The 21,740-nt window shown below is 64.1% G+C and carries 17 protein-coding genes; 11 read left to right on the top strand and 6 right to left on the bottom strand.

All coding sequences use genetic code 11. From position 1 onward, the window contains the following. Positions 1-30 precede the first annotated feature (30 nt). Both QGV55_RS08740 and QGV55_RS08735 read left to right on the top strand, forming a co-directional pair. Positions 31-2,406, top strand: coding sequence for a mechanosensitive ion channel family protein (locus QGV55_RS08740; RefSeq protein WP_281017206.1), 2,376 nt, complete (start codon positions 31-33; stop codon positions 2,404-2,406). Between the two features lie 4 nt (positions 2,407-2,410). Continuing rightward, positions 2,411-4,801, top strand: a complete 2,391-nt coding sequence (locus tag QGV55_RS08735) for a molybdopterin-dependent oxidoreductase (protein WP_281017207.1) — start codon at positions 2,411-2,413, stop codon at positions 4,799-4,801. Here QGV55_RS08735 and QGV55_RS08730 read toward each other — a convergent pair. Further along, positions 4,771-5,454, bottom strand: coding sequence for a hypothetical protein (locus tag QGV55_RS08730; RefSeq protein WP_281017208.1), 684 nt, complete (start codon positions 5,452-5,454; stop codon positions 4,771-4,773). The two genes, QGV55_RS08735 and QGV55_RS08730, sit on opposite strands and share 31 nt — an antisense overlap. Before the next feature lie 301 nt (positions 5,455-5,755). Between QGV55_RS08730 and QGV55_RS08725 the strand changes: the two genes are divergently transcribed. The 6 genes from QGV55_RS08725 to QGV55_RS08700 all read left to right on the top strand — a co-directional run bounded on the left by QGV55_RS08725 (position 5,756) and on the right by QGV55_RS08700 (position 12,908). Beyond that, on the top strand, positions 5,756-7,291 hold the full coding sequence (locus QGV55_RS08725) for an ABC transporter substrate-binding protein (RefSeq protein ID WP_281017209.1): 1,536 nt from the start codon (positions 5,756-5,758) through the stop codon (positions 7,289-7,291). Between the two features lie 77 nt (positions 7,292-7,368). Further along, positions 7,369-8,373 carry an ABC transporter permease gene (locus tag QGV55_RS08720; protein WP_281017210.1) on the top strand — a complete coding sequence of 335 codons (1,005 nt, stop codon included), beginning with the start codon at positions 7,369-7,371 and terminating at the stop codon, positions 8,371-8,373. After that, positions 8,370-9,206: an ABC transporter permease gene (locus tag QGV55_RS08715; RefSeq protein WP_281017211.1), complete on the top strand. Its 837-nt coding sequence runs from the start codon at positions 8,370-8,372 to the stop codon at positions 9,204-9,206. Before QGV55_RS08720 ends, QGV55_RS08715 begins: the two co-directional genes overlap by 4 nt. Next, positions 9,203-10,069, top strand: a complete 867-nt coding sequence (locus QGV55_RS08710; protein ID WP_281017212.1) for an ABC transporter ATP-binding protein — start codon at positions 9,203-9,205, stop codon at positions 10,067-10,069. The genes QGV55_RS08715 and QGV55_RS08710 overlap by 4 nt, the downstream gene beginning before the upstream one ends. Next, positions 10,066-11,628 (top strand): SDR family oxidoreductase, encoded by a 1,563-nt coding sequence (locus QGV55_RS08705; protein ID WP_281017213.1) that lies wholly within the window; start codon positions 10,066-10,068, stop codon positions 11,626-11,628. The genes QGV55_RS08710 and QGV55_RS08705 overlap by 4 nt, the downstream gene beginning before the upstream one ends. Positions 11,629-11,666: 38 nt before the next feature. Continuing rightward, complete coding sequence (locus QGV55_RS08700) at positions 11,667-12,908, top strand: dienelactone hydrolase family protein (protein WP_281017214.1); 1,242 nt, start codon at positions 11,667-11,669, stop codon at positions 12,906-12,908. Between the two features lie 111 nt (positions 12,909-13,019). On the opposite strand, the gene QGV55_RS08695 is transcribed toward QGV55_RS08700, so the two are convergent. From QGV55_RS08695 to QGV55_RS08675, 5 genes are all read right to left on the bottom strand, one after another. Further along, entirely contained in the window at positions 13,020-13,640 is a 621-nt protein-coding gene (locus QGV55_RS08695; protein WP_281017215.1) for a hypothetical protein, read from the bottom strand. Next, positions 13,637-14,230 carry a HupE/UreJ family protein gene (locus QGV55_RS08690; RefSeq protein ID WP_281017216.1) on the bottom strand — a complete coding sequence of 198 codons (594 nt, stop codon included), beginning with the start codon at positions 14,228-14,230 and terminating at the stop codon, positions 13,637-13,639. The genes QGV55_RS08695 and QGV55_RS08690 overlap by 4 nt, the downstream gene beginning before the upstream one ends. A gap of 79 nt (positions 14,231-14,309) precedes the next feature. Beyond that, complete coding sequence (locus QGV55_RS08685) at positions 14,310-15,809, bottom strand: CoA-acylating methylmalonate-semialdehyde dehydrogenase (RefSeq protein WP_281017217.1); 1,500 nt, start codon at positions 15,807-15,809, stop codon at positions 14,310-14,312. Between the two features lie 89 nt (positions 15,810-15,898). After that, on the bottom strand, positions 15,899-17,752 hold the full coding sequence (locus QGV55_RS08680) for an acyltransferase family protein (protein ID WP_281017218.1): 1,854 nt from the start codon (positions 17,750-17,752) through the stop codon (positions 15,899-15,901). A gap of 91 nt (positions 17,753-17,843) precedes the next feature. Further along, the gene (locus tag QGV55_RS08675; protein ID WP_281017219.1) at positions 17,844-19,109 is read right to left on the bottom strand and encodes a YihY family inner membrane protein; all 1,266 of its coding nucleotides are present in this window, start codon (positions 19,107-19,109) and stop codon (positions 17,844-17,846) included. Positions 19,110-19,244: 135 nt separating this feature from the next. On the opposite strand from QGV55_RS08675, the gene fabI reads away from it, so the two are divergent. From fabI to QGV55_RS08660, 3 genes are read left to right on the top strand one after another with little or no spacing between them, the layout of a single operon-like run. After that, positions 19,245-20,054 (top strand): enoyl-ACP reductase FabI, encoded by an 810-nt coding sequence (fabI, locus tag QGV55_RS08670; protein ID WP_281017220.1) that lies wholly within the window; start codon positions 19,245-19,247, stop codon positions 20,052-20,054. 13 nt (positions 20,055-20,067) lie between these two features. Then, positions 20,068-21,156 carry a chorismate synthase gene (aroC, locus tag QGV55_RS08665; RefSeq protein ID WP_348637622.1) on the top strand — a complete coding sequence of 363 codons (1,089 nt, stop codon included), beginning with the start codon at positions 20,068-20,070 and terminating at the stop codon, positions 21,154-21,156. 5 nt (positions 21,157-21,161) lie between these two features. Next, the gene (locus tag QGV55_RS08660) at positions 21,162-21,740 is read left to right on the top strand and encodes a peroxidase-related enzyme (protein WP_281017222.1); all 579 of its coding nucleotides are present in this window, start codon (positions 21,162-21,164) and stop codon (positions 21,738-21,740) included.

Below are 21,740 nucleotides of genomic sequence, written 5' to 3'. Positions count from 1 at the left end.
GCGCGAGAATGCTCGTCGGGGGGAATGAACATGGGTTTCGCACGCTCACTGCTGGCATTGATGATCCTGATCCTGCTCGGGTTCTCCTGGTCCGGAACAGGAGAGGTGAAGGCGCAGGCGCTCCAGGTCCTGAAACAGGCCGAGAAGCGTTCCGAGACCGAGACCGCGCCCGCGCCGGGACAGCAGAGCCTGGAGACCCTGCTGGAACCCACTGTCCGGAAACTCGTCGAAGAGAAGCTCGCTGCGGGCAATGCCGCACAGCAGGATGCCGCACCGCAACAGGGCGGGGGCGATCCCTTCGCGGCACTGATCGACGGTGCGCGCAACAGCATGAACGGCATCATCAGGGGCATTGACGGGGTCATCGCCATCTGGCCCCTGTGCCAGAGCGAGGTCGAGGATGCCTTCATCCTGCTGACGGATTTCGAGGGCTGGCCGCGCATGTGGACCGGCATTGCCAATCTTGCGCTGATGCTGGCCGGCGGCGGACTGCTGGCCTGGCTGACGCGGCGCATGTTCGGTCAACTGGTGGTCACGCCAGCGGCGATCCGCGGTCGGCTGCTGCCATCCCTGACGGTCACCCTGGTGGTGCTGCTGCGTGATCTGCTTGTGCTGGCGGTGATGGTTGCTGCCGGTTTCCTGCTGTCACTGGTCTGGTTCAGCCAGTTCGACCCCATGCGGATCTTCCTGATCAGCTATCTCGCCGTGACGGTCGTCGCGATGGCCGGGTGGTTCCTCGGCAATGCGCTGTTCGCGCCGAAGGCACCCGAACGGCGGATGGTGGACCTGGACGACCGCGCCGCGCGGCGCATGGTCTACTGGCTCACCATCGTCCTCGGGCTGGCTGCGCTTGCCGGGTTCAGCATGGGCATGCTGCGCCTGCTGGGCATGCCGCAGGCCATGCTGGACATCGTGCAGCTCGGTGTTGGCGGTCTTCTGGCGCTCGTGTCACTGGTGGTGATCCTCAGAACACCGGTTGATCACGACCGGCCATCGGCGAGCACAGGTCTTGGCGCGATGCTGCACCAGTTGTTCGGGCGCTATCGCCGGGTCTGGCTGGTCGTTGCGACGGCCATGTTCCTGCTGCTCTGGTCCCTGAGTGTCTTTTCCCCGGACCCGAGCAAGACCGTCGCGGTCTTCTGCCTGTTCGGGGCGCTGGCCGGCGGCCTGTTCGTCTCCCGTCTCCATAATCCGGCGGAACCGGACGAGGAATCTGCCGCGCGCGCGACCGACGCGGGCGGGGAGGCCGGGATACTGGAGATGAAACAGGGTGGCGGCCTGCTGCCGTCTGTCCGCCAGATCGCCTATCTGGTGCTGGCACTGATCGGCCTGGCGGCGTTCCTGCACGTGGTTGCCCTCGATATCATTGCCCTGCAGCAGAGCCCGGCCGGGCAGCTGGCGACCGAGGTGCTGCTGGATGTGCTGGCCATCCTGCTGGTGGCCTCCATCGGCTGGGCACTGGTGCAACGGACGATCACCCGCTTCATCGACCGGGAGAACGAGCGCGCGATGGCCGCTGCCGCCGATCATGCAGTTGATGAAGACGGTCTGGGCGGTCTGATCGTTTCCCGCTTCGGCACGCTGCTGCCACTGATACGCGGTTTCATCCTGACCATCCTTGTCGCCATCACCATCATGGTGGTGCTGTCGTCGATGGGACTGGATATCGGTCCCCTGATCGCCGGTGCGGGTGTCGTGGGCATCGCCGTCGGCTTCGGTGCCCAGGCCTTGGTCCGGGACATCATCTCCGGCATCTTCTTCCTGATCGACGATGCGTTCCGCGTCGGCGAATATGTCGAGTTCGGGGAGATCCGGGGCCAGGTGGAACAGATCTCCATCCGCTCCATGCGCCTGCGCCACCATCGGGGGGCCATTCACACGGTTCCCTTTGGCGAACTGCGCTCCATCACCAACTACAACCGCGACTGGGCGATCTACAAGCAGGAGTTCCGGCTGCCCTATGACACCGACGTCGACAAGGTCCGCAAGATCATCAAGAAGGTCGGTCTGAGGCTGCTGGAGGATCCGGAACTCGGCCCGAAGTTCATCCAGCCGCTGAAGTCCCAGGGCGTGTTCCGCATCGAGGAGGGGGCCCTGATCCTGCGCACCAAGTTCACCTGCAAGCCGCGGGAGCAGTTCATGATCCGCAAGGCCGTGTTTCAGGAAGTGAAGAACGACCTCTATGCGGCGGGCATCGAACTCGCACAGCGCCGGGTCCAGATCGAATGGCCGGACTGGGCGAAAGGCGAGGGTGAAACGGAAACCATGAATGCCGATGCGGCCCCCGCCGTACAGAAGCCGGAAGGCCAGAAGACTCCGCCTGCGGGCGCCGTTGCCGCCGCAGGGGCGGCAGGTCTCGTCATCGCGCAGAACACCCAGACCAAGGAATATCCGGATGAGCCCTGAACGCATGACAGACACGAGACATGTCCCTGCCTATTGCGCCCAGTGCAGATCACGCTGCGGCTGCATCGCCGTGGTCGAGAACGGACGCCTGGCCGGCATCGAGCCCATGCCGGACCATCCGACAGGCGCGAAACTTTGTCCGAAGGGCCGCGCCGCCCCGGAACAGGTCTATCACCCTGACCGTCTGACCCGACCGATGCGCCGGACCACGCCGAAGGGGGCAGGGCCGACCGAATGGCAGCCAATAGGCTGGGACGAGGCGCTGGACGAGATCGCGGCGCGGATGGGCCGGGTCAGGGATACACATGGCGCGGAACAGGTCGCCTTCTCCGTCACCACACCCAGCGGCACACAGCTATCCGACGGCATCGCCTGGATCGAGCGCTTCATCCGCGCCTTCGGCAGTCCCAACACGATCTACTCGACGGAGATCTGCAACTGGCACAAGGACGAGGCGGCGAAGTTCACGACAGGCCATGACATCGGAGTTCCGGATTTCGCAAACACCGACTGCATCCTGCTGTGGGGCAACAACCCGGCGAATACCTGGCTGGCCAGGGCCGGTGAAGTGCAGAAGGGGCTGCAGAACGGCGCACGAATGGTCGTGGTCGATCCGCGTCCGACCACCTTCGCCAGTCGTGCCGACTGCTGGCTGCAGGTAAAGCCGGGTACGGACCAGGTGCTGGCACTTGGCCTGGCGCACCTGCTGGTGCGGGATGGCCGCTTTGATGAAGCTTTCATGCGCGACTGGAGCAACGGTCCCCTGCTGCTGCATGGCGACGAGATGCGGTTCCTCAGACAGTCGGACCTGATGGCCGATGGCTCGTCGGACGTGCTGCTTGGCCAGTCATCGTCCGGCGCCCTGCTGCGCTATGATCGGTCGACCGGCCAATGGCTTGATGATCGGGCAGACCTGCTGCTCGACAGTGGCTGCAGGGTCGAGACACTCTCGGGCGGGATCGACTGCCGTTCCGCCTTTGCCGCCTACCGTGAATTGCTGGACCGTCACGCGCCTGACCATGTTTCCGGGGTTACCGGCATACCTGTCGAGGCCCTCGAGAAGGCCGCGGCAATCCTTGGCGACAGCGCATCCGTTGCCTACTACACATGGAATGGTGTGGGGCAGAGCAGTTCGGCCACACAGACCGACCGTGCCATGACCTTGCTGCACGCCCTGACCGGCAGCATCGGCGTGCCGGGCGGTAATGTGGCGGGCGGAATCGCGCGTTTCAACGACATATCCGGTCCCGAGCTGTTGTCCGCAGAACAGCGGGCGAAGGCGCTGGGTCTGGCAGAGCGGCCCCTGGGACCCCCGGCAAATGCCTGGGTCACCGGTCGTGACGTCTATCGCGCCGTGCTGGGGCAGGGGCCATATCCGGTGCGGGCCCTGTTCTCCTTCGGCGGCAATCTGCTCGCTTCGCAGCCTGATACGGCGCTGGCGCGGCAGGCGCTCACCGCTCTGGAATTTCATGTCCACACGGATTTCTTCCTGAACGCTACAGCGGAGTACGCCGACATCGTGTTGCCGGTCGCGACATCCTGGGAGCGGGAGGGGCTGAGCACGAGCTTCGACAACAGCCTGGAGGGGCAGCGGCACGTGCAGTTGCGTCCGGCGGTCGTGGCACCGGTGGGGGAATCACGCTCGGATATCGATATCGTCCTGCAACTTGCCGAACGTCTGGGCTTGTCCGACCGTTTCTTCGATGGCGATGTGGATCGGGGACACGATCACCTGTTGGCTCCATCAGACCTGACCGTCGCGGAACTGCGCCGCAAACCGGAAGGAATCAGCCTGGAGGGAGAGGTCACCTACCGCCCTCATGCCCTGCAGGACGAATCCGGCCAGGTCGCGGGTTTCGATACGCCGACCCGCCGACTGGAGGTCTGGTCGGAGGTGCTGCAGCAGCACGTCGGGTCCGGTTTGCCCTATCCGGCACAGGTTCCCGAAGCCGCAGATCCGTTGCTGCCCCTGAGTCTGGGATGCGCGAAGACCGTCGCCTATTGTCATAGCCAGCATCGCAACCTGCCGTCCCTGCGCCGGCTGGTGCCGGATCCGTTGCTGGAAATCGGCGCGGCGACAGCGGCGGAGCGGGGGATTGCGGATCAGGACTGGGTCCGTGTTTCCACGGCCACGGGCAGTTTCGTTGCCCGCGCCAGGGTGACCCGCAAGCTGCGCGAAGGCCAGGTCTTCGCACAGCATGGCTGGTGGGTGCCGGATCCGTCCGGTCGAGCATATGGCGATGGCACGGGGGACCCGTTGGGGGCCAACATGAACCAGGCTGTCAGCACCGCGAACTGCGATCCTGTCAGCGGGTCGATCCCCCTCAGATCAAGTGCCTGCGAGGTTGTTCGCCTTGCCGGTGATCACGCGTCTGGTGTGGTTGGCGCAGTGTAGCCCATCTTCTCGGGATCACCGGCCGCCCTGTCAGCCAACTGCCTGTCCGCACCCGGTGTAACCGGTGCCGTGACCATGGCAAGTACCATCGCGACCAGATCGTCGGTAAAGACGTCCGAGAGATCGTCGAGTTTTCCGTTCCTGTCCCAGTCGCACAATACACCGGAGGCTGCACGGCTGCCTGCGTAGAGCCTGTAGCGCAGCAGCATCGGCGGCACGTCGGGCAGGCAGTGCACGACACCCTGATGCGCCCGACGCATGCCGCTGTCCATCCCCTTCATGATCTCCATGAGCCGCAGATCTGGATCCTTCAGGACCTGGTCGAGGAAGCGCAGCGTCTGAAGACCGGATTCACCGTCGGAGCGCTGTTCGCACAGGGGGCGGACCAGCGCGTTGATGTAGTCACTCACGACCGGTTGCCTTCCCGAGGCTTCCAGTTCGTCGACAAGCTGGTTCCTGCGGGCATCAATTCTCGCGACACCGCGTTCGAACACGGCCCGCAACAGGCCTTCCCGTGATCCGAAATGGTACTGGATCGCCGACGTGTTGCGTTGACCGGCAGCCTGCAGGATCTGCCTTTGGGAGACCATCGCGATCTCCTGCTGTCCGTACAATTCACCTGCTGCCGTCAAGATCTTGTCCTTGGCACTCATTCCCTGTCTTCTCCCCCGTTGGTCGACGTCCAGTTGTCGCTCGACCTGTCTCTCATTCGGGGCCGCACCGTCATGGTCTTGCTGCCATGATCGTATTCAACCCCGTGGCTCACAACCTACACGTGACTCGACGCGCGTTTGCAGGATGCAACTGCACCTTTTCCTGAACAATTGGCGTCCAGGTCAATGTGCGTTTCGTCCCGGATGATGCGGCGCATCGAAACGCATGCATGGTTGCCAGCGACGGTCGCCGCGCCATACTGCTGCCAGCAGGAACGAAACCGGGTATGGAGGCGGGACAATGAAACTCACACGCAGGCAGATGCTGCAGGGTACGGGCCTGGGGGCGGCGGCGATGCTGCTGGCACCGGGTGGAGCGCTGGCGGCGGCGCACGGCGGCGGGGCGGTGACCATCGCCTATCATGTCAACCTGCCATCCTGGGATCCGACCGTCGGCCTGTCGGCGGTCAATCCGACGATCCAGACATTCTATCAGACAGTCTACGACCAGCCGATCACGCAGAACCCCGACCTCAGCTTCTCACCAGGGTTGCTGACCGGCTGGGGCTGGAACGATGACCGTACCGAGATCTGGATGGACGTGCGCGAAGGTGTTACCTGGCACGACGGTTCCCCCTTCACGGCGGAGGATGTCGCCTGGTCGCTGACCCGCGCGGGTAACCCGGAGACCGGCAATCCGATCCAGTTTCTCTGGTCGAAGGTCACCGACTACAAGGTCAGCGGCAACCGGGTGACCGGCAAGGTTGCGGCCTATGAGCCGACATTCTTCAAGTGGCTTTCGTTCCTGACCGGCTACTTCATGCCCAAGGCCTATTTCGAGAAGGTCGGTGCGGAAGGTTTCGAGAAGGCCCCGATCGGGACCGGCCCCTACATGGTGGAGGAGTTCCAGCGCAACGCCTTCGTCCGGCTGAAGCGGAACCCGAACTACTGGGGCGAGAAGCCGGCCTTCGAGACCGTTGTCTTCAAGTTCGTCACCGATGCGTCTGCCCGCGTGGCGGAAGTGGAGAGCGGCGGTTCCGACATCACGCTGGAGATTCCGTATCAGGAATATGACCGCCTGAAGCAGAAGTCGGGTCTGGCGGGTGTCACCACACCGGTCAGCGACATCGGCATGATCTTCCTGAACGACATCGAGGTCATGACCGATCCGAACGTGCGCAAGGCCGCAGCCCACGCCATCGACAAGAAGGCCATCGTGGACCGGTTGCTGCGGGGCTATGGCGTGCCCATCGACACGCTGCAGGCACCGGAGTACGCGGCGTTCGATCCCTCGATCCAGGTGGCCTACGACCCGGAGGCATCGAAGGCGCTGCTGGCGAAGAGTGGCTATTCGACCGACAATCCGGTGCGGTTCCGCATCCAGACCACCCGCGGCTTCAAGCCGAAGGACTACGAGATGGTGCAGGCCATCGTCGGCATGTGGCGCAAGGTCGGGATCGAGGCGGAGATCGAGGTCTACGAGATCGCCAAGCATTACGAGCTGCGCGCGACGGACACGCTGGCTCCGGCGGCGTTCTACAACTGGGGCAACTCCATCGGCGATCCCTCGACCTCGACCGGGTTTGCCATGTTCGGACCGTCGCCGCATTCCGTCTGGGACGGGCAGGATCTGATCGACATGATCGGCCCGCTGTGGGGCGAGGCCGACGAGGCCAGGCGCATTGCCGGCTACAAGGCCGTGGACAGGCATATCGCCGAGAATGCCTACGTCATTCCGCTGCTGCAGTACGTCCAGCCGATCGTTCATGCTGACACTGTCTCTGTCGGCACGCATGTTTCGGGTGTCCTGCTGCCCCAGGCCGTGAAACCGGCCTGAGGCCGCCGCTGTTGCCGGGACCGCGCCGCGACGGCCGTGGCGCGGTCCTGCCCTCCAGTCCAGTCGGGGAAGTCTGAATGAGTGGCAGCCTGCTTCTCCGCCGGTTGGTGCAGGCGGTGCCGACGCTGTTCGGTGTTTCTGTCGTGGTGTTCGTGCTGGTCCGCGTGGTGCCGGGCAATCCCATCGCCATGATGCTGCCCCCCGGGGCCAGCCTGGAAGACATGGAGCGGCTGCGTCAGGCCTACGGGCTGGATGGCAGCATCGTCGAGCAATATGTGATCTGGCTGGGACAGGCGCTGCAGGGCTCCTTCGGGACCTCCATCAGCCTGCGGCAGGATGTTCTGGAACTGGTGCTCGGGCGTCTTCCGGCAACGCTGGAACTCGCGGTTCTTGCCACCATCATGGCGGTCACCGTAGGGGTTCTGGCGGCAACGGTCGGGATCCTGTTCCGGGGGCGCTGGCCCGAGACACTGATTGACGCCATCAACGGGTTCACGCTGGCGGTGCCGGATTTCATCTGGGCGCTGGCGCTGATCCTGGTCTTCGGCGTGCTGCTGCCGGTGCTGCCGATCTCCGGCCGTGTCGATCCACGGCTGGGCACCGAATTTGCCACGGGATTCTACCTGATCGAGGCACTGGTCAGTGTGCGGTTCACCGTCGTCGGTGACCTGCTGGCCCACATGATCATGCCCGCGATTGCGCTGGCGCTGCCTCTGGCCGCGATCATCACGCGGGTGCTGAAGAACAGCCTGGCGGAGGCCATGGCCCAGGACTACGTGATGATCGCGCGCGTGAAGGGCTTTTCCCGCTGGCGCATCATCTGGGTGGAGGCATTGCGGAATGCCTCGATCCCGGCACTGACACTGACCGGTGTGCAGTTCACCTTTCTGGTCGGCGGCACTGTGCTGGTGGAGAAGATCTTCTCCTACCCCGGTATCGGCAACATGGCGATCGATGCGGTGATCAACCGGGACCTGCCATTGATCCAGGGGCTGATCCTGAGCTTCGCCGTGATCTTCATCGTCGTGAACCTGCTGGTGGACCTCTCCTACGGGCTGCTGAACCCGCGGCTGCGCACATGACCGGGGCGCGGCTGAACTGGCGGATCGTGGTGGGCGGCGGCGCGTTGCTGGTGCTGGCGCTGATTGCAATCGCGGCCCCGCTGCTGGCACCCGTCGATCCGCTGGAGCAGGACCTGTTCCTGGAGCTGCTGCCGCCCTGGTGGCAGGCCGATGCCGATCCGACACGGGCGCTGGGGGCGGACAGTCTTGGCCGGGATGTGCTGTCGCGCCTGATCCATGCCGCGCGACCGGCACTGATCGTGGCCGTCGTCGCGGGGGTGCTGACCATGCTGCTCGGCACGGCCCTCGGGCTGCTGGCCGGGTACATGGGGGGCATGATCGACGTCGTGATCTCCCGCATGGTCGATATCTGGACCAGCTTTCCGCCGGTCCTGCTGGCGATCATGCTGGTGGCGCTGATCGGTACCGGGCTGCATTCGGTCATCATCGCCATCGTGCTGATCGACTGGACGCGGTTCTGCCGCGTCGTGCGCTCCGAGACGCTGGCGCAGACGGAGATGGAATATATCGATGCGGCGGTGATCGGCGGGCTGAAGCGGGGCGCGATCCTGTTCCGGGAAGTGCTGCCGAACGTGCTGCCACTGGTCATCGTGCTGCTGACACTGGAAATGAGCATCGCCATCATCGTGGAGGCGATCCTGTCCTTCGTCGGCCTCTCGGTCTCGTCCGATTCCCCCACCTGGGGCGGCATGATTGCGGAGGGTCGGCAGGTCATTCATCAGGCCTGGTGGGTGATGGCCTTTCCCATGGGGCTGATCCTGATCGCCGTACTGGCGCTGAACCTGCTGGGTGACGGACTGAAGACCGCTCTCGATCCGGTACTGCGCCGATGAACCCGGTCCTCGACATCCGCGATCTGCGCGTGTCGCTGCGGCGCGGTGCCCATCTGGTCCGCGACGTTTCCCTGTCTGTCGATGCGGGGGAGGTCCATGGCCTGGTGGGGGAAAGCGGTGCAGGCAAGACGATGATCGCCAGGGCCGTCCTCGGCATCCTGCCGGATGCGATCCGGGTCACCGGCGGCACTGTCCGGTTCCGGGGCGAGGATCTGCTGCGACTGCCCCCGAAACGGCTCCGGTCGCTGCTGGGGCGCGAGATCGCGCTGATACCGCAGGATCCGCTGACCGGCCTCAACCCCGCCCGGCGCATCTCGGCGCAGATGACCGACATGCTGCGTCATCATCTTGGTCAGTCGCGGGGGGAGGCGCGGGTGAATGCGCTGCGCCTGTTGCAGGAAGTGCAGATCCGTGACCCAGAACAGGTCCTCGACCGCTATCCCCACGAACTTTCGGGCGGCATGCGTCAGCGGGTGCTGATCGCCATCGCCTTCTCCGCCGAACCGTCGCTGATCGTCGCGGACGAGCCGACGACGGCGCTGGATGTGACGGTACAGAAACAGATCCTGCGCCTGATCCGCCAGATGCAGGAACGACACGGCACGGCGGTCCTGTTCGTCACCCACGACCTGGGCATCGTGGCGAAGGTCTGTCACAGGGTCACCGTGCTGCACACCGGGCAGGTGGTGGAGCAGGGGGGCATCGCCGACATCATGTCCGCGCATGCCACGCCCTTCACCCGCGCGTTGATGGACGCAACCCCGCGCTATGACCAGCCTGCGGATGCACTGCATCCGGTGCCGGAACATGTTCACCAGGAATTGCGCGCCGCCGCACGCCGCTTCGACGAGGCCAATCCATGAGTCCGCCGCTGCTGCAGGTGCGCGACCTGACCCTGTCCCTGCCGGACCGGTCGCGCGGCGGCATGTTCAGCAAACCCCCGATGGTCGATATCCTGCGTGGCATCAGCCTCGACCTGCGGGCGGGGCATTCGCTCGGCATTGTTGGCGAAAGCGGGTCCGGCAAGACCAGCCTGGGCCGGGCAATCGTCAGACTGTACCAGCCGACCTCCGGGCAGATCCTGTTCGATGGCGCCGATATCACCACCCTGGATGAGGCTGCCATGCGCGCCCATCGCAGGAACATGCAGATGATTTTCCAGGACCCCCAGTCGTCACTCAACCCGCGCCGCAGGATCGGCGAGATCGTCGCGCAGCCCGTGCTGACACTGGGACTGGAACAGGACCGCCGTGCGGCCCTGAAACGCGCGGATCTGGCGCTCGACCGGGCGGGACTGGGGCATGCTTTTGCGCGGCGCTATCCACATGAACTTTCCGGGGGACAGCGTCAGCGCGTCGGCATTGCCCGCGCCATAGCGACGGAACCAAGGCTGATCGTGGCCGACGAGATCGTTTCCGGACTGGATGTCTCGACGCAGGCGCAGATCCTGGCCCTGCTGAACGATCTGAAACGGGACATGGGCCTGTCACTGGTCTTCATCAGCCACGATCTGTCGGTCGTGCGGGTGCTGGCGGATCGGGTGATGGTGATGCTGGGCGGGCGCGTGGTAGAAGAGGGCAACACTGCCGACGTGTTTCAGGGCCCGAGAAATGCCTACACACGTCAGCTCATAGACGCGGTTCCACTGCCGGTGATCGATCCGGACTGGCTGGACTCGCAACCGGGAACGGAGGGGACGCGAATGGTCGATATCAAGGGGCAGACAGTTCTGGTCACGGGTACCAGCCGGGGCATCGGCAAGGTCTTCGTGGATGCGCTGCTCGCCACAGGGGCCGCGAAGGTCTATGCCGCCAGCCGCAAGGGCGACGGCGCACATGACGACGGCCGTGTCGTCCCGGTGAAACTGGACGTGACCAGTGCTGCCGACATCGCGGCGGCGGCGGGAACCTGCGCCGACACCACGGTGCTGATCAACAATGCCGGCATCAACTTCAATACGAAGCTGCTTGATACCGACCAGACGGATGCGGCCGCAGCGGAGATGACGACGAACTATTTCGGCACCCTGAACATGTGCAGGGCCTTCGCGCCGGTGATCGAAGGCAATGGCGGTGGCGCCATCGTCAACATGGCGTCGATCCTTGCCCGGGTGAACCTGCCGCTGATGGGCTCGCTCTGCGCCTCCAAGGCTGCCGTCTATTCGATGACACAGGGAATTCGCGCTGAACTGGCCACGCGCGGCGTGGCGGTCTTCGCGGTGCTGCCCGGCGCGGTCGATACCGACATGACGAAGGATTTTCCGCCACCGAAGGCCGCGCCCGCCGACATCGTCGCGGAAGTGCTCGCCGGCATGAAGGCAGGGGAAGCCGACATCTATCCGGGCGACATGGCGAAGGGTGTGTCGGGCGGCCTGGCCGCTGACAGGCCCGCCGTCATCGCCGAGATGGCCGGCTACGTATAGGTTAGGGAATCAGGTTTCGGACGAGGGAGCAGTTTCGGATGGGTACTTACGTTGACATCAGCGCAACGGATGGCGCAGGCACCATGCGCGCCTATCTGGCAACACCGGAGAAGGGTTCCGGCCCCGGTCTGGTGCTGTTGCAGGAGATCTTCGGGGTCAATGCCTTCATGAAGGACATGGCCGACTATTTCGCGGAAGAGGGTTATGTCGTGATGGTGCCGGACCTGTTCTGGCGGATCGAGCCCGGCGTGGAACTCGGCAGTTCGGAGGAGGAACGCGCGAAGGCATTCGATCTCTACGGCAAGCTGGACGTGGACAAGTCGATCGAGGATGTGGCTGCCACCATTGCGGCTCTGCGCGCGCATGAGGCACAGGTCGGCAAGGTCGGCGCTGTCGGATACTGCCTTGGCGGTCGGCTGGCTTGGCTCGTGGCCGCCCGGACCGACATCGACGCGGCGGTCGGCTACTACGGCGTGAAGATCGAGGGGGATCTGGCGGAGAAGGGGCGGATCACCGCGCCCCTGATGCTGCATTTCGCCGAACTCGACAGCTACACCCCACCGGAAGTGATCGAACAGATCAGCGGCGCGACCGCCGACATGCCCAATGTGGAGATCTACACCTACCCAGGTGCCGATCACGGCTTCGCCCGCCCGACCGGCGCGAACTATGACAAGCCGTCGGCAATGATGGCCTATTCCCGCACGCTGACCCTGCTGCGACGGGTCCTCGGGCCGGTCTATGACCTCAGCCAGCTCTGGGACATGCACTGCTTCTACGAGTTCGCGGAACGTGACGTGGATGCCACCATGGCGACGATGGTTTCGGCACCCTACGTCAACCACATCCCGACCATGACCGGCGGTGTCGGGCACGATCATCTGAAGCGGTTCTACAAGTACCACTTCGTCGATTCGAACCCGGAGGACACGAAGCTGGTGCCGATCAGCCGCACCATCGGCACCGACCGGCTGGTGGACGAGATGCTGTTCTGCTTCACCCACACGCGGGAAATCGACTGGATGCTGCCCGGTATCGAACCGACGGGGAAGTATGTCGAGGTCCCGCTGATCGCCATCGTCCATTTCCGCGGCGACAAGCTCTACAACGAGCATATCTACTGGGATCAGGCCTCCGTGCTGGTGCAGATCGGCAAGCTGGACCCAGCGGGGCTGCCGGTCGCCGGACATGCCACCGCGCAGAAGCTGCTCGATCCTTCGCTGCCGTCGAATGAACTGATGGGCGACCTCTGGAAGAGCAGTGAGGGCAAGCCGATCTGACGGCGTGCCCTCACGGCGAAATGCACTGCTGATTGTGGCGCTCAGGCGCGTTGCACGGGTCCAGGAACCATTTGACGTACCACAGGCCGAAGCAGGCAGCGACCGGCAGCTTCAGAAATAGGCCCTGCTCTCGAAGGCCGCATAGATCAGGGCAACGGCGCCGCACCATGATGCACCGATCCGCCACGCTAGCATCGCCGCGGGTCCGCCCGCGTACTGGCGGGTTCTGATGACGGCTCCGGCGCTGACCGCCATGACGATGAAGAAACCAAGCAGCAGGCCGGGCAGGGTGGGCAGGGGGACCTCGCCCCAGGCATGTCCGGTCAGGGCACTCAGGCAGCCGACAAGGCCGCCGGTCGCGGCCAGGATCGCGACGATGCGTCCGGGCAGCTTCGGCAGCAGGGCAGCGAGTGCCGCGAAAATCGCACCAAGAAGCACTGCGATCGGTTCAATGAACGGACCAACGTAGGATGCGACCGGAACTGCCACGATGACACCCGCCAGAAAGGCCAGCAGGATCGGCGCGATTCTCGTGTGGCCGCCCAGCCCGACCAGAAGACCAAGCGGCAGGATGCAGAGCAGGATGGTCGGCGCGATCACGGGGAGCGTCACCCCCTCCATGAACGACGCCAGCATGCTGCTGCGGGAAAATGCATGTGCATGGGCCAGCTCCGGCCCGATCAGGACCAGGCCGGCGGCCAGAAGGCCGAATGCGGTGCGGCTCCGGATCAAGCGATACCGACGAGGAATGCGCCGCCGACCGCGGCAATCACGACACCGGCTGCCCGGACAATATAGGCACCCTTCGGCATGGAAGTGGCGAAGCCCAGCAGGATACCCGCGAGGTGCAGCACCCCGGTTCCGACAACGAAGCCCAGTGCATATGCGAACGGGTTGGCCGCATCAGGCAGTTCCGTCCCGTGCGCATGACCATGGAAGATCGCGAACACGCCAACGATGACTGCTGCGATCCACAGCGGTGCCCTGACGGCGAACGCGACCAGCAGCCCCAGGACGATACCTGACACGGCGATGCCCGCCTCCACGGCCGGTACCGGAATGCCGGCAACCCCGAGTGCGCCGCCGAATGCCATCACGAGCGGGAACACCACCGGCAGGATCCAGATTGCGGGCTTGCCGAGGAATGCGCCCCAGAGGCCGACCGCGACCATGGCCACGACATGATCCCAGCCAAGTATCGGATGGGTGAAGCCGCTGATCAGTCCGCCTGAAAGGCCTTCACCCGTGTGCGCCGATGCCTCGCCCGCTGCCAGCAGTGCAAGACCGATCATCACGACCATGGCGGTTCTGAAATGGCTCATGCTGCATCTCTCCACATTCGTACCGTCTGTTTCACCACGCCTGGTGCAACGGACCAGGCGTGGTGATTGAAGACCTGAATCAGGCCTTCACGGTCGGGATCGTGAAGTCCGGGCCGATCTTGTTGCCGCCGGGCCAGCGGCTCGTGACCGTCTTGATCTTGGTGTAGAACTTCACGCCCTCGGGGCCATGCTGGTTGGTGTCGCCGAAGGCCGAGTTCTTCCAGCCACCGAAGGTGTGGAACGACAGCGGCACCGGGATCGGAACGTTGACGCCGACCATGCCGACCTGGACACGGCGGGCGAAGTCGCGCGCGGCATCGCCGTTGTGGGTGAAGATCGACACGCCGTTGCCGAACTCATGGTCGGAGGGCAGGGCCAGCGCCTCATCGAAATCATTGGCGCGGACGACCGACAGCACGGGGCCGAAGATCTCTTCCTTGTAGATGCGCATGTCCGGCTTCACGTTGTCGAACAGGCAGCCGCCCATGAAGTAGCCGCTCTCGTAGCCCTGCATGCGGAAGTCGCGGCCATCGACCACCAGGTCGGCCCCTTCCTCGATACCCAGATTGACGTAGGAAAGCACCTTCTCGCGATGCTCCGCCGTCACCAGAGGGCCGAAATGGGCGTCCGGATCGGTCGAGGGACCGACCTTCAGCGTCTCCACCTTCGGGCGCAGGCTGGCCATCAGGGCCTCGGCCGCTTCCTGACCGACCGGCACGGCGACGGAGATCGCCATGCAGCGTTCACCGGCGGAGCCATAGGCGGAACCGATCAGCGCGTCGGACGCCTGATCCATGTCCGCGTCGGGCATGACGATCATGTGGTTCTTGGCACCACCCATCGCCTGGCAGCGCTTGCCGGCCTCTGCGGCCTTCTTGTAGACATAATGGGCAATCGGCGTGGAGCCGACGAAGCTGACGGCCTGGATGCGCGGATCTTCGAGGATCGCATCGACCGATTCCTTGTCACCATTGACGACATTCAGCACACCCGGAGGGGCACCGGCCTCCAGCATCAGTTCGGCCAGGCGCATGGGGACACTCGGGTCCTTCTCCGACGGCTTCAGGATGAAGGTGTTGCCGCAGGCGATGGCGACCGCGAACATCCACATCGGCACCATGGCCGGGAAATTGAACGGCGTGATGCCGGAGACGACACCCAGCGGCTGGCGCATGGAATAGAGGTCGATGCCGGTGGCGACGCTGTCGGAATATTCGCCCTTCAGCAGATGCGGAATGCCACAGGCGAACTCGACGACTTCCAGCCCGCGCTGCACGGAGCCCTTGGCGTCGGGGACAGTCTTGCCATGCTCGGACGCCAGCAGTTCGCCCAGCTCCTGCATGTTCTGTTCGATCAGTTCCTTGTACTTGAACATCACGCGTGCGCGGTGGATCGGCGACTTGGCCGACCATTCCGGAAAGGCTGCCTGCGCATTGCTGATCGCCGCATCCATCTCGGCACGGCTCGCCAGCGCCACCTCCTTCGACTGCTCACCCAGCGTCGGGTTGAAGACCGGATGGAACCGACCTGAAGTTCCGGCGACATGCTTGCCGCCAATGAAATGTCCAACCCTGTCCATCTGATCCTCCCCGGATGCGCGATATGTTCTGGAATACGACGGGCAATCTATGCCGAGCCAACTGTCGCGGGCAAGGTCGCTGAATGCGATCAGTCGCCGCTGCTCAGGCATGGCGAGGCGGGGGCGATGGCGTCTGGAGACCGTTCCAGCGCCTCCCTGATCGCTTGCGTGAACCGGTCATGCAGAATTCGGGTTCCGGCATCCGACAGGTGGTGCGCATCCTGGTAGAGCAGGGCGCCATCTGCATTCAGCGCGCGGATGACCCGCCCCTCGCCTTCGAACAGAGGTGCCACATCGACCACGGCGACCCCTGCGCCGACCGCCGCGCGGACCGACCGATTGCCCGTGATGCGCAGTTCATGGATGTTCTCCGGCTCGAGAAAGGGACCCTGGTTGTCCCTGCTCACGACCTCTCTCGGCGCGGAGAAGGGCAGGTACGGAGGCTGGGTCAGCAGGATGACCTGTCCTGTCCTGGGCACCAGGAACCGCAGGCTCTCGCACAGCGCCGGACTGCCGGGCGCCAGCATGAACGACCACTTGTGGGTCATGATCACGACATCGGGGGGATAGTCCTCGATCGCCCTTTGAATGTCGGGCCAGAGCGAAGCCTGCGCCCCCGGCAGATGGTTGCGTGACGGACTGGCCAGTACCCGCAGGTTCACGCCCAGTTCGGAGGTGACCCGGTTCAGTGTGCGCGCATACATGGCCGCATGGCTGTCACCGATCAGGGTGACTGTCCGGTCACCGCCATGGTCGATGAACAATCCACCGCTCGCGATCCGGTCGGCATCGGCTGCCGGATACCAGGTTTGGCGCATCTGGTATCCGCCAAGCGCGGCGAGCGCCACGACCACCAGGGTTGCGCCGAACACGGCCAGGTTGCCGCGCCAGCCATTGATCAGCCGGCGCATCGGGCGTTCCACCAGGTAATGCAGCGAGATGGCGGCCACGATCAGTATCCCGATCTTCACAAGTGCCGTCAGGGTGGGGTCCGCCAGGAACATCGCATAGCCGACAAGGGAGAAGATCGGCCAGTGGCAGAGATAGATCGAATAGGAAAGCTTGCCGATCCAGACGCAGGGCTTCAGGGAAAGTGTCCGGTTTACCGGATTGTCCGCGACATGGGCCTGGGAGATCAGCAGCATTGTGGCGATGACCGGCAGAATGGCCTGGATGCCCGGAAATTCGGGACCTTCATGGATGATCGCGAAGGCCAGGGCAATTGCGGCAATGCCCGCCAGGCTGATCAGGGTCGATATGGGACGCGGAGCCTGCCAGCGCTCGAACGCGACCACACCCAGCAGCGAACCGCCCAGCAGTTCCCAGGCACGCGTCGGCAACAGGTAGAATGCGGCTTCATTGTTAACCGGCGTCAGCAGGATGCAGCCGACGAGGCTGGCGATCAGCAGCGCCAGCGTCCCCAGCAACATGCCCTTCGTCAGTCGGGAGAACCCGAACAGCAGCAGCGGAAACACGAGATAGTACTGTTCTTCCACTGCCAGCGACCAATAGTGCAGCAGGGGCTGTGCGAGTGCGGAGAGGGTGAAATAGTCGCCCTGCAGCAGCAGCTTGACATTGATGACCGAGAAGGCGGCGGCAACGATGTTGGCGCCAAGCGAGGCAATGTCCCGGTCCGTATAGATGAACAGCGCCCCGATTGCGGTTGCCACCAGCACGACCATGAATGCCGGCATGATGCGGGCGATGCGGCGCTTGTAGAAGCGACCGAGCGAGAAGTCGCCGGTAACGATCTCCACCGCCAGGATGCGGGTGATCAGAAAGCCGGAGATGACAAAGAAGATGTCCACTCCGACGAACCCGCCGGGCAGCCAGTCACGCTGAAAGGGAAAGATCACGACTGACAGCACCGCGATGGTACGCAAGCCGTCGATGGCAGGCCGGTATTGCAGGGACTGGTGTGGAAGGGAGGCAGAGGCCGTCATCGTCGTGTGCTTGCCGATCCGTGATTGTCCCGCGCGCTGCTGGCGCGACTTCTATCGACTTCGGACAATCGGGTCCAGAACCTCATCACGCTCAGGTCTTCACCGGCGTCGCCCCGCCGCCGTCGAGAATTTCCTTCAGCGGGATATCGAAGGTCTGCCGCTCGCTGGCGATGGAGGAATCGACCACATCCTCCAGCCCGGCGACAACGCTGCCGGCAACCAGCGGCTGGCTGGTCTGGACCTTGAGCGCCAGCATCAGGTCGTAGAGCGTCAGACCGTCCAGTTCCCGCGCCAGCACCCATCGACCGCGCCGGGTTTCGGCGACATAGCCGGTCTTCTCCAGCTGCGACAGCATCGTTTCCATCAGGTTCGGCGCTGTCCGGATGCGGCGGATGAACGCCTGGGTGCGCACGCTCTCGCCGGACGGATGCACCTTCCGCAGCAGACGCAGGATCTCCACCGCCATGGCCAGCCGCCCGACACGGGGCGCGCGGTCGAGATCGACGCTGCCTCGGCCCTGCCATTCCGGCATTGCCGCCGTGATGGAGGCTCCGGCCAGGGTCACGATCCAGACCAGCCATATCCACAGCAGCAGGATCGGCAGCACCGAGATCGCGCCATAGATTGCCTGATAGGTCGGAAACGCCGTGATGTAGAGGCCGAAACCCGCCTTCAGCGATTCGAACAGCACCGCCGAAAAGATTGCCCCGACAGCCGCATCCCGCAGCAGGACATGCCGGTTGGGAAGGACCACGAACAGGGTCAGGTAGCCCCCGAAGGCCAGGACAAGCGGCACCAGGCGGGCAAGCCGGTTGACGACGAAGCTGATTTCCTGCGCGCCGGTACTGTTCGCCATCGCGAACAATGCGCTGGTCAGGGTCAGGCTGAGCAGGAACAGGATCGGGCCGACGGTCAGCAGTGCCCAGAAGGACAGCAGCCGCGTGACGATTCCCCGGCGTCGCACCACCCGGAAGATCCGGTTGAAGGTCCCTTCGATCGTTACCAGCAGCATGACCGCGGTAACGATCAGGCCGACAATGGCGACAGCGGAAAGCTTGCCGACGTTCTGGCGGAAGGTCCCCAGATATTCGCGCACCACGTCGTTGGCATGGGGTACGAAATTCTCGAAGATGAACGACTCGAGCTTTGCCTCCATGCCGTCGAACGCCGGGAAGGCAGCCAGAATGGCGAAGCAGATCGCCATCAGTGGCACCATCGCCAGCAGGGTCGTGAAGGTGAGCGCGCCCGCGACCTGGGTCAGGTTGTTGTCACCGAAGCGCGTCAGGACATAGCGGGAAAATCCGCCTGCTTCCTTCAGCGCGTAGGTTGCCTGATGGATGGCCTTTTCACGATCCACTGCTTATAAGTCCCCGAAGTCGTTAACGGACGAATCCGACGGTCACCAGGGCACGGTTGCGCGCGGGTGGCCTGTCGCGAAGATAGCGGATACCTTGCGTTCTGCATCACCGACAGTCGAGGGGCTTTGAGCGGAATGAGTAACAGCACGGGGCTGATGGCCGGCAAGAAGGGCCTGATCATGGGTGTCGCGAACGATCGCTCCATCGCCTGGGGGATCGCCCGCGCGGCAGCGGATGCTGGCGCCGAACTGGCCTTCACCTATCAGGGGGATGCGCTGAAACGGCGTGTCGTGCCACTGGCCCAGTCCATCGACTGTGATTTCGTCATGCCGTGCGACGTGACGGATGAGGGCAGCATCAACGATCTGTTCGCCGAGATCGAACGGAAGTGGGGCAAGCTCGACTTCGTCATTCACGCGATCGCCTATGCGGACAAGGACGAACTGAAAGGGCGCTATGTGGATACCAGCGCCGGGAACTTCCGCAATTCGATGCTGATCAGCTGCTATTCCTTCACGGCGATCGCCAACCGTGCCGAACCACTGATGACCGATGGCGGCAGCATGGTCACGCTGACCTACTACGGCGCCGAACGGGTGATGCCGCATTACAACGTCATGGGCGTGGCCAAGGCGGCGCTGGAGGCGAGCGTGCGCTATCTGGCGGTTGATCTGGGGCCGAAGAATATCCGGGTCAACGCGATTTCGGCAGGCCCGATCAAGACCCTGGCTGCTTCCGGCATCGGCGACTTCCGCCAGATCCTGCGCTGGAACGAACTGAATGCGCCCCTGAAGCGCAATGTCACCATCGAACAGGTCGGCAATTCCGCACTGTTCCTGATCAGTCACCTGGGTGAGGGCGTGACCGGAGAGGTCCTGCACGTCGATTCGGGTTATCACGTGGTGGGCATGAAGGCCGTCGATGCGCCCGACATGACCGCCTGACGCTACCGGTTCCATGTCACACAACAGTTTCGGTCACCTTTTCCGGATGACAACCTGGGGGGAGAGCCATGGCCCCGCCCTGGGGTGTGTGGTTGACGGCTGTCCGCCGCTGATCGCGCTGGATGAAGCCGACATTCAGGTCTGGCTCGACCGTCGCCGTCCGGGCCAGAACCGCTTCACCACCCAACGGCGGGAACCGGACGCTGTCCGGATTCTGTCGGGGGTGTTCGAGGGGCAGACCACGGGGACGCCGATCAGCCTGATGATCGAGAACGTGGACCAACGCTCGAAGGACTACTCCGACATCAGCGGCAAGTATCGCCCAGGGCATGCCGACTTCACCTACATGACCAAGTACGGCATCCGCGACTATCGCGGCGGCGGACGCTCTTCGGCGCGGGAGACGGCATCGCGCGTTGCCGCCGGTGCCGTGGCCCGCAAGGTGCTGGGTCCCGGTGTCAGTGTGCGTGGCGCGCTGGTGCAGGTTGGCGACATCGCCATCGACCGCGACGCCTGGGACTGGGACGTGGTCGACCGCAACCCGTTCTGGTGTCCCGATCCGCAGACGGCGGAACGCTGGGAGACCTATCTGGACGGTATCCGCAAGGCGGGCAGTTCGGTCGGCGCGGTGATCGAGGTGGTGGCGGAGGGGCTGCCTGCCGGACTTGGTGCGCCCATCTACGGCAAGCTGGATCAGGATCTGGCCTCCGCCATGATGTCGATCAACGCCGTGAAGGGGGTCGAGATCGGGGAGGGGTTTGCGGCCGCTGCCCTGACCGGCGAGGAGAATGCCGACGAGATGCGCATGCGGGATGGCGCGCCGGCGTTCCTTTCGAACCATGCGGGCGGCATCCTGGGCGGCATCTCGACCGGTCAGCCGATTGTCTGTCGCTTCGCGGTCAAGCCGACTTCCTCCATCCTGCAACCGCGACAGACGGTTGATACTGGCGGCAATGATACCGAGATCATCACCAAGGGTCGCCACGACCCCTGCGTCGGCATCCGCGCGGTGCCGGTAGGGGAGGCGATGATGGCCATCGTGCTGGCCGACCATCTGCTGCGCGCCCGTGCGCAGAACCAGACACCATCCGAAGGGGAGTAGGGGACATGTCCCAGCCTGATTACGTACACGCACTTGATGTGCCGGTGCCGAGCGATGCGGAACTGCCGGAGCGGACCCGGAAGTATTTCGAGATCTGCCGGGAAAAGCTCGGGATGGTGCCGAACGTGCTCGCCACCTATTCCTTCGACGCGGCGAAGCTGGATGCCTTCACCGCCATGTACAACGACCTGATGCTGGGCGAATCCGGCCTGACGAAGCTGGAGCGCGAGATGATCGCCGTCGCCGTCAGTTCCGTGAACAAGTGCTTCTATTGCCTGACCGCACATGGTGCCGCCGTACGCCAGCTCTCCGGTGATCCGGCGCTGGGCGAACTGATGGTGATGAACTATCGCGCCGCAGACCTGCCGCCGAAGCAGAAGGCCATGCTGGATTTCGCGACGAAGCTGACAGAAACACCGCAGAAGATGGAAGACAGCGACCGCCAGGCCCTGCGCGACGCCGGGTTCACGGACCGCGATATCTGGGACATCTCGGCGACCGCGGCCTTCTACAACATGACCAATCGCATGGCGAGCGCCATCGACATGATGCCCAACCGCGAATACCACGCGCAGGCGCGCTGA

It is taken from the genome of Minwuia sp. IMCC3009, from assembly GCF_029909415.1.
Classification (GTDB): Bacteria; Pseudomonadota; Alphaproteobacteria; order Minwuiales; family Minwuiaceae; genus Minwuia.
The sequence above is the reverse complement of the archived record's forward strand: the minus strand, read 5'-3'. Positions and strand labels throughout refer to the sequence as shown.

Coding starts and splice junctions, on each gene's coding strand:
- QGV55_RS08700 (WP_281017214.1), top strand. CDS start 11,667: ATGGGTACTTACGTTGACATCAGCGCAACGGATGGCGCAGGCACCATG.
- QGV55_RS08690 (WP_281017216.1), bottom strand. CDS start 14,230: ATGAGCCATTTCAGAACCGCCATGGTCGTGATGATCGGTCTTGCACTG.
- QGV55_RS08680 (WP_281017218.1), bottom strand. CDS start 17,752: ATGACGGCCTCTGCCTCCCTTCCACACCAGTCCCTGCAATACCGGCCT.
- QGV55_RS08720 (WP_281017210.1), top strand. CDS start 7,369: ATGAGTGGCAGCCTGCTTCTCCGCCGGTTGGTGCAGGCGGTGCCGACG.
- QGV55_RS08660 (WP_281017222.1), top strand. CDS start 21,162: ATGTCCCAGCCTGATTACGTACACGCACTTGATGTGCCGGTGCCGAGC.
- QGV55_RS08705 (WP_281017213.1), top strand. CDS start 10,066: ATGAGTCCGCCGCTGCTGCAGGTGCGCGACCTGACCCTGTCCCTGCCG.
- QGV55_RS08735 (WP_281017207.1), top strand. CDS start 2,411: ATGACAGACACGAGACATGTCCCTGCCTATTGCGCCCAGTGCAGATCA.
- QGV55_RS08725 (WP_281017209.1), top strand. CDS start 5,756: ATGAAACTCACACGCAGGCAGATGCTGCAGGGTACGGGCCTGGGGGCG.
- QGV55_RS08710 (WP_281017212.1), top strand. CDS start 9,203: ATGAACCCGGTCCTCGACATCCGCGATCTGCGCGTGTCGCTGCGGCGC.
- QGV55_RS08715 (WP_281017211.1), top strand. CDS start 8,370: ATGACCGGGGCGCGGCTGAACTGGCGGATCGTGGTGGGCGGCGGCGCG.
- QGV55_RS08740 (WP_281017206.1), top strand. CDS start 31: ATGGGTTTCGCACGCTCACTGCTGGCATTGATGATCCTGATCCTGCTC.
- fabI (WP_281017220.1), top strand. CDS start 19,245: ATGAGTAACAGCACGGGGCTGATGGCCGGCAAGAAGGGCCTGATCATG.
- aroC (WP_348637622.1), top strand. CDS start 20,068: ATGTCACACAACAGTTTCGGTCACCTTTTCCGGATGACAACCTGGGGG.
- QGV55_RS08730 (WP_281017208.1), bottom strand. CDS start 5,454: ATGAGTGCCAAGGACAAGATCTTGACGGCAGCAGGTGAATTGTACGGA.
- QGV55_RS08685 (WP_281017217.1), bottom strand. CDS start 15,809: ATGGACAGGGTTGGACATTTCATTGGCGGCAAGCATGTCGCCGGAACT.